Below are 14,870 nucleotides of genomic sequence, written 5' to 3'. Positions count from 1 at the left end.
GCACGATGAAAGAAACACTGGCCTGGACGGAATACTGCAAATCGCTCGCCCCCGCCATCGTCGAAACCTGTGCCAAGGTTCCGGTCAGCAGTGGCCCCGGCGCCCTGGTCAAGGCGCTCGGTGCCGCCCTGCCCGACTGGAAATTCCGCCATGCCATGAGTCGGGGCGGCTGGTATCGCCTCGGCGGCGTTCTCGACAGCAACGGCCAGCGCGTTTCCGACAACCTCGAAAGCTGGGTCGAAAACGCCCTCGATGAGCGCGATGGCGATTTTGGCCGGCTCACCGACGACTTCATCGACCAGAAGCTCTTCGCCACCCGCCTGGTCGGCCAGACGCATTACCTCGTCGCCTCGGCCGACGACAGCACCGATGGCTTCCTGCAGCTGGAAATCGAAGACCTGCAGGAAATGCGCGTCCACCAGCTCTTCGCCAATGACCCGACCACCCTCGAAGAACTGGTCGATCCGCGCGGCGGCGCTGAACAGCCCGTGCCTGTCGGCCTGCCCTTCTACAAATTCTGCCGCGTCCAGCACATCGGCGCCTTCCTCAAGCGCATGCTGGCGCAAAAGCCCGAGCCGGCCGCCATTCACCGCATGATCGATGACTGGACGAAAAGCAGCGCCAGCAACACCAGCGCCTATTTCAACCACTGGGTCATCGCCACCCGCGAACACCTCGACCGCTACCACCAACCGGTCTTCCGCGCCCAGCCGATCGCCACGCTGGCCGGCGAAGCCCCTGAATTCGATGCCAGCGCCGGCACCAGCGGCCTGAAACTGAACGAAGCACTCAGCCATTTCGACCGCGAAACCGGCTACCCCATGGCCTGGTATTTCCACATGCTGACCACCAAGGCCGTACCGCACTGGGTCGCCCAGACCGTCGTCGAAGACTCCCTGGCCGGCTTCGCCTACCTGCCCCAGCGCGACGTAGACATCGTGCGCGGCTGGCTGCATCGGCCGTATTCGGTTTGAGGGCTATGACGAAAAAACGATCAGGCGGCTCACAGACTACTTTGAAAATCGTGGCCGCTTGCCAACCGTCGCAGCACTGGCTACCCGCTTCACCGATAGCGTAACCAGGAAGGGAAACTCTTCGTCGGCAGAGGGAATGACGCGATATTCCGGCCCGACGGAACGTGCAACCCAGGCCACCAGCGCGTCGAGATCAACGGCTTCACAGCGAAGATCAGCGATGATGCAACCCTGATCTTCGTACACCGGAAAATCGGTGCATCCCTCGGGCTTGAGGTCCTGACCATAAACCCGGCATGAGCCCTGCGCTGCATCGTAGGCGGGGCAAACTTTGCGATGGGCGTAGTAGAGCCCATTCCCCGCCCGGATTTCCTGCGGGCCTTTGCCCGAGGAAAGCCGCTTGTCGAATGCAGTGCGCGACTCTTCGAGCCGCCAGAGTCCCTTGAGTTGTTTCCAATCCAGTTCGAGGACGAGCGGATCGAGTCGACAACACGGGTTTGAGCACGCAGTGCAGTGAGGGATCACGGTTGCAGCCTGATAGGCAGCGGCCGCGGCGGTAAGCTCCTTGGCCAGGAGACGGCGGGATTCCCGTGAGTTCATTGAAGGGCTGACGGGAAAAGTGGGGTGGATATTCGATGGATCATCATGGGTCACTGATAGCACGATCCGGAAGCAGGAGGCAAGTGGCTGAAAGTGGCGACGAAATTGTCGGAATCGCTACATTTAGCCAACAACAGCACCTCAAAACAAAACAATTTCATTTGATTTCATGGCTTTATGCACTGGCACCACCCTTGCTAATAAGACAGCGAGGAGAACGCCATGACCAACCCAGCCTTTGTCATGATCAACGACTTCATCGATCAGAAGCTGTTCGCCACCCGCCTTGTCGGCCGAACGCATTACCTCGTTGCCTCGGCCGACGACAGCACCGATGGCTTCCTGCAGTTGGCTATGCAAAGCCAGCCGTGGGGATGGCAATGGCCATGCACCACCACCTTGCCGCCAGGAATCAGTTTCAAATCCAGCTTCAACCCCTTGTTTGCCTCGCGCATCAGGAATTCCTCGAACAGGAAAGCCTGCTTGCCCACCTGCGCCACTTCCGGGCCGAGCGGCAAACTGTAGAACTCGTCACGCAACGCCTGCAGGCAGGACGGTTCCAGCCCGACAATCTACGTCCCGGCGGCCAGCGCCACCATTTCCCGTCAGCCCTCCAGCCTGGCCGCCTCGACCATGCCTTGTGACAGGCAGGTCCGGCCACAGCACAAGGGCGTTACGGTTCGGCATTGCCTGCTGTCGGGCGTAGCGTTTCCACCGAATACCCCCCGCCGTGAGCACGGCAATTGCGGCCTCGGCCACCTGGACCGGTCACCTCAGGAACCAATCCTGATCCCAGCGCACGGCCCGGAACTTTCCGGCAATGACTCTGCATGGGCGTGAGTATTTTCCGGGACAAATTCCGGTTTGACATGAAACGAAATGTCCGTGGATACTCTTTGCTGGTTTGCTGAGTTTCCTATTCTTTTAATTGGGGGAAGTTATACGTGAAGGGCATTCTTTTTTGTGCACTCGCTGCACTGACGGGTGGAGTTTGCAGCGGCGCCCAGGCTCAGACGGCATCGGGTGTCGACTGGTCGGGTTTCTATGCCGGTGGCCTCATTGGCGCAACAGATAGCCGTTCGGATGTGAGTATGTTGGTCGGAACACCCAAGTACTTAGACGCAACCGATGCCAGGCAAATTGCCCGCAGCGGAACGCACCAACTGGATCAATCGGGCGTATCAGGCGGTCTGTTTGTTGGCTACGGCAAGCAGTTCGGGAATGTGCTCGTCGGGATCGAGGGAAGCGCCAATAGCCTTTCCCTTAGCAAAGAATATGTAACGACAGAGGCCTACGAGACAGTGCCCAGTGCGCAAATGACCCGAAAAAAAGCGGTCTCGGCTGACTGGATGGCAGGATTGCGTCTTCGGCTCGGATGGGCTCAGCACAATTGGCTAACCTATGTCACCGCAGGTATTGCCGCCACGCGGCTGCAGTTGAACTCCACGTTATCCGACAATGCCTTTAGCGGTTATTCCCACGCATCGAAATCAGATTGGGTGACAGGCGCGAGTCTCGGCTTTGGTGGCGAATACGCGCTGAACAGAAATTGGTCACTCAGGGGCGAATATCTCTACACAAAGTTTGGCAGCGTTTCTACAGAGTCTGAAGTCACGAGCACCAATAACTCCGGCGGCACCTTGGTCCACAAGGCCGATCTGGATATTCACGGCATTTTTATGGGAGCCACCTATCGCTTCTGAGGCTTATTGCAAGCGCCAGAGTCCAAGGGGTTAAGCGGCTAGACACCCGGCGGAAAATCGACTCGATCGCTGCCCAGTGCGATGGGTACTCATGGCGGTGTTCCTGCACCATGTGAACAGCGCGCTCGCGAACTTCAGGGGAAAACTTGTTTGAATTGTTAATGGCTCCATCTTCTCAGAGGTTGGAGCCTCCTTAAAACCCGGGGCAATTCAAACAGGCGGTTTGATGGCTGGGCCAGAGTCCGGCTCGAAGGCGCTTCCGGTAATTCGATGCAGAGAGGCTGCAGCAGGCAGGAGAGCCGAAAGCGACGTAAGCGGATTTGGAATCATGCGTCGACAGTAGCACCGATCTCCCGGAATAAACGGCGGCGGCTCCTTGTCGCAATCGCGACAAGGAGCCCACAAGCCCCGCTCAGCGAAAAATAATCTCCTTTATTTTCATTAGCTTAAATACTGGCACCACCCTTGCTACGAAGACTGCGAGGAGAACGCCATGACCAACCCAGCCTTTGTCACGATCAACGACACCACGCTTCGCGATGGCGAGCAGTCGGCTGGCGTGGCTTTCTCGCTCGATGAAAAACTGGACATCGCCCGCCAGCTCGCCGCCATCGGCGTGCCTGAGCTGGAAGTCGGCATTCCGGCGATGGGTGACGAGGAACGCGATTCGATCCGTGCCGTCGCCGGTCTGAATCTCGCCCCACGCCTGATGGTGTGGAGCCGCATGCACCCGGCCGACATCGCCGCCTGCGCCGGCCTCGGCGCCCACCTGATCGACATCTCGGTGCCCGCCTCCGACCAGCATCTCGCCTACAAGCTGAAGCAGGACCGCGCCTGGCTGCTGCGCGAGCTGCCCAAGTTCATCGGCGCCGCGTTGAGTCTCGGCCTCGAAGTCGGACTCGGCTGCGAGGATGCCTCGCGCGCCGACATGAATTTCCTCAGCGCCCTGGCCGAGACAGCCGAACGGGCCGGCGCCCGCCGTCTGCGCTTCGCAGACACGCTGGGCATCCTCGAACCGTTTGGCACCTTCGACCGCATCTCGACCCTGCGCCGCAACACCGGCCTCGAAATCGAGATGCACGCCCATGACGACATGGGCCTGGCCACCGCCAACACGCTGGCCGCCTGCAAGGCCGGCGCGACACACGTCAACACCACGGTCAACGGCCTCGGCGAGCGAGCCGGCAACGCCCCGCTCGAAGAAGTCGTGCTCGGCCTGACCAAGCTGCACGCCATCGAAACCGGCGTCAGCCTGAAGGGCTTCCCGTCGCTGTCGGCCACCGTGGCCAGCGCCTCGGGCCGCGCCATCCCCTGGCAGAAGAGCGTCGTCGGCGCCGGCGCCTTCACCCACGAAGCCGGCATCCACGTCGATGGCCTGTTGAAGCACCCCGACAACTACCAGGGCTTCGACCCACAGGAAGTCGGCCAGGCGCACCGCATCGTGCTCGGCAAGCATTCCGGTTCGCGCGCCGTGCAGGTCGTCTATGCCGGCCTCGGTTTCGAACTCGGCGAGGCCGAAGCCCAGGCCATGCTGCCGCGCGTCCGCAATTTCGTCGCCGAGCACAAGCACCCGCCGGAAGTGTCCGACCTGCGCGACCTTCTGGCTTCCGCCCGGAGCCACCTCCATGTCTGAAGCGATGACCATGACCGCAAGCACGATGGCAGCACCCGGCCTCTGGGCAACCCTCAAGGAAGACCTGGCCTGCGTCTTCCAGCGCGACCCGGCCGCCCGCTCGACGCTGGAGGTGCTGACCACCTACCCCGGCGTCCATGCCATCCTCGCCCACCGATTGTCCCACCGCCTGTGGCAGAACGGCTGGCGCTTTCCGGCCCGCTTCCTGTCTTTCCTCAGCCGGACGCTGACCAACGTGGACATCCACCCCGGTGCCACCATCGGCCACCGCTTCTTCATCGATCACGGCGCCTGTGTGGTGATCGGCGAGACGGCTGAAGTCGGCGACGATGTGACGCTCTACCACGGTGTCACCCTCGGCGGCACCTCGTGGAACAAGGGCAAGCGCCACCCGACGCTGGCCGACGGTGTGGTCGTCGGCGCTGGCGCCAAGATTCTCGGCCCGATTCATATTGGCGAACGCGTCCGCGTTGGCGCCAATTCCGTGGTCGTCAAGGACGTGCCAGCCGACCGGACGGTCGTCGGCGTACCCGGCCGGATCGTCGACACCCGGGTCGGCACGGCACGCCCTGAAAATGGCATCAGCCTGGACCATAACCTGATGCCCGATCCGGTGGCCAAGTCCATCGCCTGCCTGATCGAACGCATTGAAACCCTGGAGAAGGAACTGGCTGAAATCCGCCATGAACCGCCTCCTCCCGACCACAGTGGCGAGTGCCGTACCTGCACCGCCGGCGACTTGTGCTGCGAGCACGAGGCGATGCACTGAACACTGGACTGAACGACACCATGGATCTGCTCGACTTCTCCGACTGCAAGCTCTACTTCGAGGACGCACTGCCCCCCGAGGCCGAGCGGCTGATCGCCCAGGCGGCCGAGGATTACGGCGATCCGACCGCAGAGCTGTCGCTGCTGCGTGCCAACCTGCTGGCTCCGGAGCACCTGACCGTGCTGGTCAGCCTGTACCGCTACTACTTCTATCAGCACCGGCTTGACGATGTGCTGATCGTTGCCGACCACGCCAAACGCATCTCGGCACGCCATCTCGGCATTCCCAACGATTGGCGCCAGATCGACGAAGCCCAGCTCGGCTCGGCCGCCGCCACTTCATTCGGCCTGCTTCGCTTCTATCTGCTGGCCCTCAAGGCCGAGAGCGTTGTCCTGCTCCGCCTCGGCCGCATCGCCGAATCGCGTGACCGCCTGACCAAACTGGCCGCACTGGATAGCCGCGATCATCTCGGCGCAGCCAAACTTCTCGAAGTCGTCGATGAATTCCAGAGCGAAGAAACGACGACTGAAGACGCATCATTTAACCTTGTCGCAGCCTGAGGAGGCAATCATGGAAGACACTCTGAGCCTTGCTGAAGCCATGGAAGACCTGGTCTCGGCCGAAGATTTTCTGGACTATTTCGAAGTCCCCTACGACCCCGCCGTCGTCCATGTGAACCGCCTGCACATCCTGCAGCGTTTCCATGACTATCTGGCCAAGCAGGCGCCCAACCTGCCGCCCGAAGAAGGACAGCAGCGCGGCATCTACCGCCTGTGGCTGGAACGCGCCTATCAGGATTTCGTCACCTCCAACTCGCTGACCGAAAAGGTCTTTGCTGTCTTCCAGACGGTTTCCAAGCCGGATGGTGGTATGAGTTCCTTCGTATCCCTCGACAAGGTTTTCCGCGAATGATGAACGCCAAGTGGGAGTACGGTGAGGCCGTGCGTCTCACCCGGAATGTCCGCAACGACGGCACCTACCCCGGCCTCGATCCGGGCGACTTTCTGGTGCGCCGCGGCAGTATCGGCTACGTCGTCGATGTCGGCACCTTTCTGCAGGATCAGATCATCTACTCGGTGAACTTCCTTGAAGAAGGCAAGATCGTCGGCTGCCGCGAAGAAGAGCTGATCGGCGCCGACGATCCGTGGACGCCGTCACGTTTCGAATTCCGCGAAAAAGTAGTGGCGGCCAAGGGCCTGTCGGTTGGCGGAAATGTGCTGGTCGAACCGGGCTCCGTCGGCGAAGTCATCAAGGTGATTCGCGATGCCGCGGCTGGCGTCGCCTACCACATCCATTTCGACCGCCTGCCGGGCCGCGTCCTGCAGATTCCTGAAGCCCTGCTGGAACCGGTTGCAACCAGGGAATGAAAGCATGCAACACGGTTATCTTGAACTGAAACTGTCCTGGGAACTCTTCAAGAAAGGCCCGGAGACGCTGAGCGAACCGGAGCGCGACCGCCTCGACGACATCGCCCGCAAGCAGGACAGCATCGAGCAGCGCATCCTCGCCAGCGCCATGGCCGCCAATGTCTTCGTTCCGCCCGCGACCGTGAAGAACCGGCTCGATGAAATTCGCACGCGTTATGCCTCCAGCGATGAATTCATGCAGGACATGGAACGCAGCGATCTAGACGAAGCAGGACTGGAGCAGGCCGTCGAACGCGACCTGCGCATCGAGGCAGTGCTCGAAAAGGTTGCTTCAAGCAGCCCGCCGGTCAGCGCCGTCGATGCCGAAATCTACTACCGCCTGCACCCGGAAGCCTTCGATCGACCCGAAGCCCGTCACCTGCGCCACATTCTGATTACCTTCAACAATGCGCAGGAAAAAGCCAAAGCAGAGGCCAAGCTCGAATCGCTCCGCTCGACGCTGAAAAATGCAGACAAATTCGCCGAGGCGGCACTCCGCTATTCGCAATGCCCGACCGCCATGGAAGGCGGCCAGCTGGGCGTCGTCAAGCGCAAGCAGCTCTACGCCGAACTTGAACCCGCTGCCTTCGCCCTGAACGAGGGCGAGATCAGCGCCGTGCTTGCCTCGCCAATCGGCTTGCACATCCTGCGCTGCGACGAAATCCTGCCCAGCGGCATGCTGCCGTTTGAGGAGGTTTGTGCCCGGATCATCGAACGTCTGGGCGACAAGCGCCGCCGTGAGGCGCAACGTGATTGGATCAAGGGCCTGAGCTCAGAAATACCTTAAGCAACTACCTGAGGCTGTTACACCTTCAGCAGCTTACAAAGGGACAATGGGCTTCTTACAACTCCTGCAAATCCCTGAATATCTTGCGTGTTTCGAGTTCCTTGCCCGCCAGATAATAGGCCATCAGTGTGCGCATCAAGGCCTTGGCCTCATGGCGGCTACGCACGTCGGAGAAATCTTCCGCCGCCAGATCGAGCAAGGTCTTGCCGCTAAAAACCTGAGCCGCAGCTTCCGCGTGCTCTAGCCGCACAGGCCCATGCTCCATACGGTAGGTGTAAAACGCTTCCGGATCGATGGCCCTGGCATCGCTATCGTGAGCCAGCGTCAGGCCATAGCCCAGTTCCTGCAGCAGGGCTTTTTCGAAGCAGCGCAGGTCTGCTTCACGGACCTTCCCGCTGGGATCGGCAGCCAGAAGTGCCAACATTTTGGCGTAGCCGGCAAACAGCTGCTCATGCGCGTCTTCACGCGGCAGCAGGTGCATCAACAGTTCGTTAAGGTAGTAACCACAAAACAGGGCTTCGCCGGCCAGCAAGGGCAAGCCTCCCTGCCACTCGGCTTTCATCAAGGTCAGCACTTCGCCTTTGCCGGCCCAGCCAATCTCGAGCGGCTGAAACGCCATCAACAGGCCGCGGATTGCCGAACGTGGCCGCCGGGCTCCGCGGGCCAGCAGGGCCATACGCCCGAAATCGCGGGAAAACACTTCGACGATGAGACTGGTTTCCCGAAAGGGATAACTATGCAGAACGTAAGCCGGCTGGCCGTCGACTTTGCTGCGCAGGTTCATTCGTAACCGAGACTCTTCAGCAGGCGCTCGTCATCGTTCCAGCCAGACTTCACCTTGACCCAGATTTCGAGATAGACCTTGCCATCAAACAGGCGCTCCATGTCCTGGCGTGCCTCGCTGGCAATGCGCTTCAATGATTCACCGCCCTTGCCGATGACGATAGCTTTATGGCCCTCGCGGTCAACCACGATCGCGGCAAAAATCCGGCGCAGGTCACCTTCAACCTCGAACTTCTCGATCTCCACGGCGGTGGCGTAGGGCAGTTCGTCACCAAGCAGGCGAAAAACCTTTTCGCGGATGTATTCCGAAGCCAGGAAACGCTCGCTTTTGTCGGTTAGTTCGTCTTCCGGGAACATCAAGCCTTCGTTGGGCAGATGCTTTCTTGCCTCGGCCAGCAATTCGTCAGTCTGTTTACCCTTGGCGGCGCTGATTGGCACAACAGCAGCGTAATCATGGTCAGCCGCAACCTCTGCCAGGAAGGGGAACAAGGAACTGCGATCCTTGATCTGATCGGTCTTGTTGACCACCAGAATCACCGGCCTGTCCTTCGGCAACAATCGGACAACAGCCTTGTCCTTGGCGTCATAACGCCCTGCTTCGATCAGAAACAGCACAACATCGACGTCATTCAGGGTCTGTGTGACGCCACGATTCATTGCACGGTTCAGCGCATTGGAAAACTTGGTCTGGAACCCAGGCGTATCGACAAAGACAAACTGGGCATCATCCTTGGTCAGGATGCCAGTAATCCGGTGCCGGGTCGTCTGCGCCTTGCGCGAGACAATACTGATTTTTTCGCCGACCAGACGGTTGAGCAGGGTCGACTTGCCAACATTCGGACGACCGACGATGGCGATATAACCGGAACGGATCTTTTTCATGCGTGGAGTTCTTTCAAGGCCTTTTCGGCCGCAACCTGTTCGGCGATACGCCGGCTTGAGCCATGGCCTACCGTGCGCACAGCGGGATGTTCAATTTCACAGGCCACTTCGAAGCGTTGTTCATGGGCCGCCCCTGTCGCTTCCAGCAACTGATATCTGGGCAATGCTTTCTTTCGTCCCTGCAGCCATTCCTGCAAGCGCGTCTTGGCATCTTTCTGAAACTGGCCGGGCTTAAGTTCATCTAGCAGCGGCGTATAGAGCTTTTCAATGACGGTCTGCACGGCGGCAAAACCGGCATCGAGATAAATGGCGCCAAACATCGCTTCCAGTGCATCGGCAAGGATAGAGGGGCGTTGCGCGCCACCGCTCTTTAGTTCCCCTTCGCCAAGACGCAGGAATTCGCCGATATTCAGATCAGAGGCCAGCCGGTGCAGTGTTTCCTGGCGAACCAGATTCGCCCGCAAACGGGAAAGGTCGCCTTCCGGCAAATCTGGAAAGCGGTGAAACAGAGAGGCGGCAATGACAAAATCCAGGACGCCATCGCCGAGAAACTCCAGCCGCTCATTGTTCGGCGTGCCGAAGCTGCGATGGGTCAATGCGGTCCGAAACAGCGATTGATCCGAAAATTGATGCCCGAGTTTCCTGGCAATCGACTGCGCAGTCATGCCTTATGATCCAGCAGTCGACCCTTTATAGTCGATCAGCAGGCTGACGTTCCAGAAGAGGGGGATACGCTTTTCATAAGCAAATTCAATAACGATCTTGCCGCCATCTTTGGAAATATCCAATTGACTGGCCTTGAAATCCAGCTGGTCAATATCAGCAAACTTGTCGAAAGTTGATCGAACATCCGCCACCGTTGAGTCCGGACCAACTTTGGCAACAGTAGCTTTGGCATCCTTCAGGATTTTGGTGTACTCAATGTAGGTCGGTGCTACTTTCATACCAAGCACAGAGACCAGAACCAGTACAACGCTCCAGAACAGGAGCCCGGATAGCGCAACACCACGTTGATTTTTCATCAGTTTCCCCTTACCGGAATGAGCCAATCCGGCTCAAATCACTGAAATTCAACCAGACAAAGAATGCTTTGCCGACGATATTCTGCTCGGGAACAAACCCCCAGGCCCGACTATCCCGGCTGTTATCCCGATTGTCCCCCATCATGAAATAGTGACCGGGCGGCACCTTGCAAATCACACCCGAGGCATTGTAAGTGCAATTTTCCCGGTGCGGGAAGCGTGCGGCATCGGGAACGAAGGCCGGAGCATCGGTGTCGTTCAGGGCCAGGTGCTCAACTTCGCCAAGTTTCTCCATGAACTGCTCGGAGTAATACAGGCGCTCCGGGTGGAGGTAGTCGCCGATCTTCTGGGTCGGAACCGCCTGCCCATTGATGGTCAGTTTCTTGTTCTGATAAGCGACGGTGTCTCCGGGCAAACCAACGACACGCTTGATGTAATCCAGCGACGGATCTTCGGGATAACGAAAAACCATGACATCGCCGCGCTGGGGCGAGTTGATCTCAATAATCTTCTTGTTGATTACCGGCAAGCGGATGCCGTAGGTGAACTTGTTAACCAGAATGAAATCGCCAACCAGCAGCGTCGGTATCATCGAGCCGGATGGAATCTTGAATGGCTCAAACAGAAAGGAGCGTAGAACAAAGACGATCAAAATAACCGGAAAGAAGCTGGCGCCCCACTCCACCCACAAAGGCTCCTTGGCATCTTTGGCACGAAATTTCCGGAATTTCAGGACATCGACTGCATACAAGGCACCGGTAAGAACCAGCAGCACGAAAAGAATCAGGGCAAAGTTCATCGCTATTCTCAATTATCGACGCGCAGCACTGCCAGAAAGGCCTCCTGCGGAATTTCGACGCTGCCGACCTGTTTCATCCGTTTCTTGCCGGCCTTCTGCTTTTCCAGCAGTTTCTTCTTGCGGGAGATGTCGCCACCGTAGCACTTGGCCAGCACGTCCTTGCGCATCGCCTTGACGTTCTCACGGGAGATGATGTGCGAGCCGATCGCCGCCTGAATTGCCACGTCGTACATCTGGCGGGGAATCAGTTCGCGCATCTTGCTCGCCAGTTCGCGACCGCGATACTGCGCATTAGCTCGGTGCACGATCAATGACAGGGCATCAACCTTTTCGCTGTTGATCAGGATATCCAGCTTCACAACATCCGCTGCACGATATTCCTTGAAATCGTAGTCGAGAGAGGCGTAACCCTTGGAGCAGGACTTCAGCTTGTCGAAGAAATCCATCACCACTTCGGCCATCGGCATTTCATAGACCAGCTTTACCTGGCGGCCGTGGTAATGCATGTCGACCTGATTGCCACGCTTCTGGTTACAAAGGGTGATGACATTACCCAGATAATCCTGCGGCACGAAGATAGTGGCCGTGATAATCGGCTCGCGCACCTCTTCCATTTTGGTGACATCCGGCAATTTGGCCGGATTTTCCACCTCAACGATTGATCCATCACGCATAACGACCTGATACACAACGGTGGGTGCAGTGGTGATCAAATCCTGATCGAATTCACGCTCCAGACGTTCCTGCACAATTTCCATGTGCAACAGGCCAAGGAAGCCGCAGCGGAAGCCAAAGCCAAGCGCCTGAGAAACCTCTGGTTCGTATTGCAGCGAGGCATCGTTCAGTTTGAGTTTTTCCAGCGACTCACGCAACGAATCGTACTGATTGGATTCAACGGGATACAAACCGGCAAACACCTGCGGCTTGATTTCCTTGAAACCAGGCAGAGCTTCGGTCGCCTTGCGGTCCATCGTGGTGATCGTGTCGCCGACTTTGGCTGCCTTCAGTTCCTTGATGCCGGAAATGACGAAACCGACCTCACCGGCACGCAGCATGTCGCGCTTCTCGGACTTTGGCGCAAAGACGCCAACCTGCTCGCATAGCTGCTCTGCTTCGGTCGCCATGAAAAGCAGTTTATCTTTAGGCTTGATGACCCCGTCGACGACACGCACCAACATGACGACACCGACGTAGTTGTCGAACCAGGAGTCGATAATCAGCGCCTTGAGTGGCGCGTCCGGATTTCCCTTGGGGGGCGGAATGCGCGCGACAACTGCCTCGAGAATATCCTCGACGCCGAGACCTGTCTTGGCTGAAGCCAATACAGCCTCGGAAGCGTCGATCCCGATCACATCCTCGATTTCCTGGCGGGCATTTTCCGGATCGGCCGACGGCAGGTCGATCTTGTTCAGAACAGGAACGACTTCAACATCCAGTTCGAGCGCCGTATAGCAATTGGCCACCGTCTGTGCCTCAACGCCCTGCGAGGCATCCACCACCAGCAGAGCGCCTTCGCAAGCCGATAGCGAACGAGAGACTTCATAAGAGAAGTCGACGTGTCCCGGCGTATCGATCAGGTTCAGGTTGTAGACCTTGCCATCGCGCGCCTTGTAACTCAGCGCAGCGGTCTGTGCCTTGATCGTGATGCCGCGCTCGCGTTCGATATCCATCGAATCGAGTACCTGCGCCTCCATCTCGCGATCGGACAAGCCGCCACAGAGGTGGATGATGCGATCGGCCAGCGTCGATTTGCCGTGGTCGATGTGCGCGATGATCGAGAAGTTTCTAATGTGATCCATTGGTACCAGTAAAAAAGGGCGCTGTCCGGCGCCCTTCCCTTTTCAGAAGACCCTGAATTTTAGCGGATTCCAGCCAAATATTCACGGACTTTGGCTTCGTCAAGAAAGTAATGGCACAACTCTGTCTCGCCATGCAACAAAACAGGCACCAGTTCGTCATACCTGGCTTCGAGCACCGGATCAGCGTCAACATCAAGAACGGTCACCGTCGCACCGAACTCATCAGCCAGCGGCGCCAAGGCCACCTCCATGTCATGACAGAGATGACAGTAGCCGCGGCTCATCAGGGTCAGTTCAACCACCATTCAAACCTTTTATGGTGATGAAAGTCTGCATTTCCCCACGGCGAACGAGCAAGGTGACATTGCTGCCTTTTTCGAACAGGGATAGTAATTTATTGAACTGCTCGACTGTCTTGACCTCAGTGGTCGCACCTTTGGCGATCAGCGCAATGACGATGTCGCCAGCACGCAAATCCGAACGAAGCCCCTGCCCCCGAACGTCTTCGATCAACAGGCCAGAACCCATTTTCAGCTCACGTTTTTGCTCCGCAGTTAGCTCACTGACGACTAGGCCAAGGCGGTTGGCTGCCTGTTCAGTCGGTTTCCCGCGCTGCACTTTAGCGCTCGCCTGCTTTTCGTCAGGAACCTCACCCACGGTAACGTTGATATCCCGGGTTGCGCCTTTGCGCCAGACCTGAACCACCGAACGCCCTCCCGGCCTGGTTGCACCCACCATGCGCGGCAAATCGGCCGAATTGTTGATCGTCTTGCCGTCAAATTTCAGGATGACATCACCTGCCTCAATGCCAGCCTTTTCTGCAGGCCCACCCTTTTCGACAGCATTCACCACCGCACCGATCGGCTTGGCAAGGCCCAGAGAGTCTGCGAGTTCCTTGCTGACCTCCTGAATTACCACGCCAAGGCGACCACGACTGACCTTGCCGGAAGCACGCAACTGGTTCTGGATATCCATTGCCACATCAATCGGAATGGCGAAGGAAACGCCCATATACCCGCCACTACGACTGTAAATCTGTGAATTGATACCTACCACTTCGCCGCGCATATTGAACAGCGGGCCGCCAGAATTACCCGGGTTGATCGCCACATCCGTCTGAATGAAGGGCACATAATTCTCTTGCGGCAGGGAGCGCCCTTTGGCTGAGACAATGCCGGCGGTCACAGAGTTGTCGAATCCGAACGGTGAGCCAATGGCCACCACCCATTCACCCACTCTAAGTTGGGCCGGGTCACCCAACTTGACCACAGGTAGACCTGACGCATCGATCTTTATCAAGGCAACATCGGTTCGTTTATCCGCCCCGATGATCCTGGCTTTGAATTCACGCTTGTCAGTCAGACGAACCGTAACCTCATCAGCCCCGTCGACGACATGGGCGTTGGTCAGAATATAGCCATCGCCACTGACAATGAACCCGGAGCCGAGCGACTTGTTTTCGAAGTCTCGCGGCATGGCGCCACCCGGGTTGCGTGGGATGAAGCGCTTGAAAAACTCGAAGGCAGGATCGTTTTCATCAAACGGAAACGGCATCATTTGCGCCTGCCCACGGACAACCTGCGTCGTACTGATATTGACGACCGCCAGCCCTTGCTTTTCAGCCAAATCGGAGAAATCAGGCAAGCCGCGCGTCTGGGCAAACGACAAAGAACACAAAAACCAAAGGGAACACAAAGCCACAAAGCGTTTCAT

The 14,870-nt window shown here is 58.2% G+C and carries 18 protein-coding genes; 9 read left to right on the top strand and 9 right to left on the bottom strand.

Features of this window, described 5'->3' with window-relative positions; genetic code table 11:
- Nucleotides 1-5 precede the first annotated feature (5 nt).
- Nucleotides 6-974, top strand: coding sequence for a hypothetical protein (locus tag KI617_RS08965; RefSeq protein WP_226451654.1), 969 nt, complete (start codon nt 6-8; stop codon nt 972-974).
- A 36-nt stretch (nt 975-1,010) separates the two neighbouring features.
- On the opposite strand, the gene KI617_RS08960 is transcribed toward KI617_RS08965, so the two are convergent.
- Nucleotides 1,011-1,574 (bottom strand): YkgJ family cysteine cluster protein, encoded by a 564-nt coding sequence (locus KI617_RS08960; RefSeq protein ID WP_226451653.1) that lies wholly within the window; start codon nt 1,572-1,574, stop codon nt 1,011-1,013.
- A 222-nt stretch (nt 1,575-1,796) separates the two neighbouring features.
- On the opposite strand from KI617_RS08960, the gene KI617_RS08955 reads away from it, so the two are divergent.
- The 8 genes from KI617_RS08955 (at nt 1,797) to nifM (ending at nt 7,872) form a co-directional block, all read left to right on the top strand.
- The gene (locus tag KI617_RS08955) at nt 1,797-2,099 is read left to right on the top strand and encodes a hypothetical protein (protein ID WP_226451652.1); all 303 of its coding nucleotides are present in this window, start codon (nt 1,797-1,799) and stop codon (nt 2,097-2,099) included.
- A 419-nt stretch (nt 2,100-2,518) separates the two neighbouring features.
- Nucleotides 2,519-3,277 carry an outer membrane protein gene (locus KI617_RS08950; RefSeq protein WP_226451651.1) on the top strand — a complete coding sequence of 253 codons (759 nt, stop codon included), beginning with the start codon at nt 2,519-2,521 and terminating at the stop codon, nt 3,275-3,277.
- Between the two features lie 493 nt (nt 3,278-3,770).
- Nucleotides 3,771-4,910 (top strand): homocitrate synthase, encoded by a 1,140-nt coding sequence (nifV, locus tag KI617_RS08945; protein WP_226451650.1) that lies wholly within the window; start codon nt 3,771-3,773, stop codon nt 4,908-4,910.
- The gene (gene cysE, locus KI617_RS08940) at nt 4,903-5,679 is read left to right on the top strand and encodes a serine O-acetyltransferase (protein ID WP_226451649.1); all 777 of its coding nucleotides are present in this window, start codon (nt 4,903-4,905) and stop codon (nt 5,677-5,679) included. Before nifV ends, cysE begins: the two co-directional genes overlap by 8 nt.
- Nucleotides 5,652-6,239 carry a hypothetical protein gene (locus KI617_RS08935; protein WP_226451648.1) on the top strand — a complete coding sequence of 196 codons (588 nt, stop codon included), beginning with the start codon at nt 5,652-5,654 and terminating at the stop codon, nt 6,237-6,239. The genes cysE and KI617_RS08935 overlap by 28 nt, the downstream gene beginning before the upstream one ends.
- 10 nt (nt 6,240-6,249) lie before the next feature.
- Nucleotides 6,250-6,591 (top strand): nitrogenase-stabilizing/protective protein NifW, encoded by a 342-nt coding sequence (nifW, locus tag KI617_RS08930; protein WP_226451647.1) that lies wholly within the window; start codon nt 6,250-6,252, stop codon nt 6,589-6,591.
- Nucleotides 6,588-7,046: a nitrogen fixation protein NifZ gene (locus tag KI617_RS08925; RefSeq protein ID WP_226451646.1), complete on the top strand. Its 459-nt coding sequence runs from the start codon at nt 6,588-6,590 to the stop codon at nt 7,044-7,046. The genes nifW and KI617_RS08925 overlap by 4 nt, the downstream gene beginning before the upstream one ends.
- A 4-nt stretch (nt 7,047-7,050) precedes the next feature.
- Nucleotides 7,051-7,872, top strand: coding sequence for a nitrogen fixation protein NifM (gene nifM / locus KI617_RS08920; RefSeq protein WP_226451645.1), 822 nt, complete (start codon nt 7,051-7,053; stop codon nt 7,870-7,872).
- A 55-nt stretch (nt 7,873-7,927) separates the two neighbouring features.
- On the opposite strand, the gene recO is transcribed toward nifM, so the two are convergent.
- Genes recO through KI617_RS08880 form a run of 8 tightly spaced genes read right to left on the bottom strand, consistent with a single transcriptional unit; the run spans nt 7,928 to nt 14,870 of the window.
- On the bottom strand, nt 7,928-8,656 hold the full coding sequence (recO, locus tag KI617_RS08915; RefSeq protein ID WP_226451644.1) for a DNA repair protein RecO: 729 nt from the start codon (nt 8,654-8,656) through the stop codon (nt 7,928-7,930).
- Nucleotides 8,653-9,537 carry a GTPase Era gene (gene era, locus KI617_RS08910; protein WP_226451643.1) on the bottom strand — a complete coding sequence of 295 codons (885 nt, stop codon included), beginning with the start codon at nt 9,535-9,537 and terminating at the stop codon, nt 8,653-8,655. Before era ends, recO begins: the two co-directional genes overlap by 4 nt.
- A complete protein-coding gene (gene rnc / locus KI617_RS08905; RefSeq protein ID WP_226451642.1) occupies nt 9,534-10,202 on the bottom strand; it encodes a ribonuclease III in 669 nt (222 codons plus the stop codon). Before rnc ends, era begins: the two co-directional genes overlap by 4 nt.
- Nucleotides 10,203-10,205: 3 nt before the next feature.
- Complete coding sequence (locus KI617_RS08900) at nt 10,206-10,559, bottom strand: DUF4845 domain-containing protein (protein ID WP_226451641.1); 354 nt, start codon at nt 10,557-10,559, stop codon at nt 10,206-10,208.
- A gap of 10 nt (nt 10,560-10,569) precedes the next feature.
- Nucleotides 10,570-11,358 (bottom strand): signal peptidase I, encoded by a 789-nt coding sequence (gene lepB, locus KI617_RS08895; RefSeq protein ID WP_226451640.1) that lies wholly within the window; start codon nt 11,356-11,358, stop codon nt 10,570-10,572.
- 8 nt (nt 11,359-11,366) lie between these two features.
- The gene (lepA, locus tag KI617_RS08890) at nt 11,367-13,157 is read right to left on the bottom strand and encodes a translation elongation factor 4 (protein WP_226451639.1); all 1,791 of its coding nucleotides are present in this window, start codon (nt 13,155-13,157) and stop codon (nt 11,367-11,369) included.
- Nucleotides 13,158-13,216: 59 nt separating this feature from the next.
- Nucleotides 13,217-13,462 carry a glutaredoxin family protein gene (locus KI617_RS08885; RefSeq protein ID WP_226451638.1) on the bottom strand — a complete coding sequence of 82 codons (246 nt, stop codon included), beginning with the start codon at nt 13,460-13,462 and terminating at the stop codon, nt 13,217-13,219.
- Nucleotides 13,452-14,870 carry a DegQ family serine endoprotease gene (locus tag KI617_RS08880; protein ID WP_226451864.1) on the bottom strand — a complete coding sequence of 473 codons (1,419 nt, stop codon included), beginning with the start codon at nt 14,868-14,870 and terminating at the stop codon, nt 13,452-13,454. Before KI617_RS08880 ends, KI617_RS08885 begins: the two co-directional genes overlap by 11 nt.

This window comes from Ferribacterium limneticum, assembly GCF_020510625.1.
Classification (GTDB): domain Bacteria; phylum Pseudomonadota; class Gammaproteobacteria; order Burkholderiales; family Rhodocyclaceae; genus Azonexus; species Azonexus limneticus_A.
Note: the sequence above shows the minus strand (reverse complement) of the source record. Positions and strands in the feature narration are given on the sequence as shown.

Coding starts and splice junctions, on each gene's coding strand:
- KI617_RS08965 (WP_226451654.1), top strand. CDS start 6: ATGAAAGAAACACTGGCCTGGACGGAATACTGCAAATCGCTCGCCCCC.
- KI617_RS08960 (WP_226451653.1), bottom strand. CDS start 1,574: ATGAACTCACGGGAATCCCGCCGTCTCCTGGCCAAGGAGCTTACCGCC.
- KI617_RS08955 (WP_226451652.1), top strand. CDS start 1,797: ATGACCAACCCAGCCTTTGTCATGATCAACGACTTCATCGATCAGAAG.
- nifV (WP_226451650.1), top strand. CDS start 3,771: ATGACCAACCCAGCCTTTGTCACGATCAACGACACCACGCTTCGCGAT.
- cysE (WP_226451649.1), top strand. CDS start 4,903: ATGTCTGAAGCGATGACCATGACCGCAAGCACGATGGCAGCACCCGGC.
- nifW (WP_226451647.1), top strand. CDS start 6,250: ATGGAAGACACTCTGAGCCTTGCTGAAGCCATGGAAGACCTGGTCTCG.
- KI617_RS08925 (WP_226451646.1), top strand. CDS start 6,588: ATGATGAACGCCAAGTGGGAGTACGGTGAGGCCGTGCGTCTCACCCGG.
- nifM (WP_226451645.1), top strand. CDS start 7,051: ATGCAACACGGTTATCTTGAACTGAAACTGTCCTGGGAACTCTTCAAG.
- recO (WP_226451644.1), bottom strand. CDS start 8,656: ATGAACCTGCGCAGCAAAGTCGACGGCCAGCCGGCTTACGTTCTGCAT.
- era (WP_226451643.1), bottom strand. CDS start 9,537: ATGAAAAAGATCCGTTCCGGTTATATCGCCATCGTCGGTCGTCCGAAT.
- rnc (WP_226451642.1), bottom strand. CDS start 10,202: ATGACTGCGCAGTCGATTGCCAGGAAACTCGGGCATCAATTTTCGGAT.
- KI617_RS08900 (WP_226451641.1), bottom strand. CDS start 10,559: ATGAAAAATCAACGTGGTGTTGCGCTATCCGGGCTCCTGTTCTGGAGC.
- lepB (WP_226451640.1), bottom strand. CDS start 11,358: ATGAACTTTGCCCTGATTCTTTTCGTGCTGCTGGTTCTTACCGGTGCC.
- lepA (WP_226451639.1), bottom strand. CDS start 13,157: ATGGATCACATTAGAAACTTCTCGATCATCGCGCACATCGACCACGGC.
- KI617_RS08885 (WP_226451638.1), bottom strand. CDS start 13,462: ATGGTGGTTGAACTGACCCTGATGAGCCGCGGCTACTGTCATCTCTGT.
- KI617_RS08880 (WP_226451864.1), bottom strand. CDS start 14,870: ATGAAACGCTTTGTGGCTTTGTGTTCCCTTTGGTTTTTGTGTTCTTTG.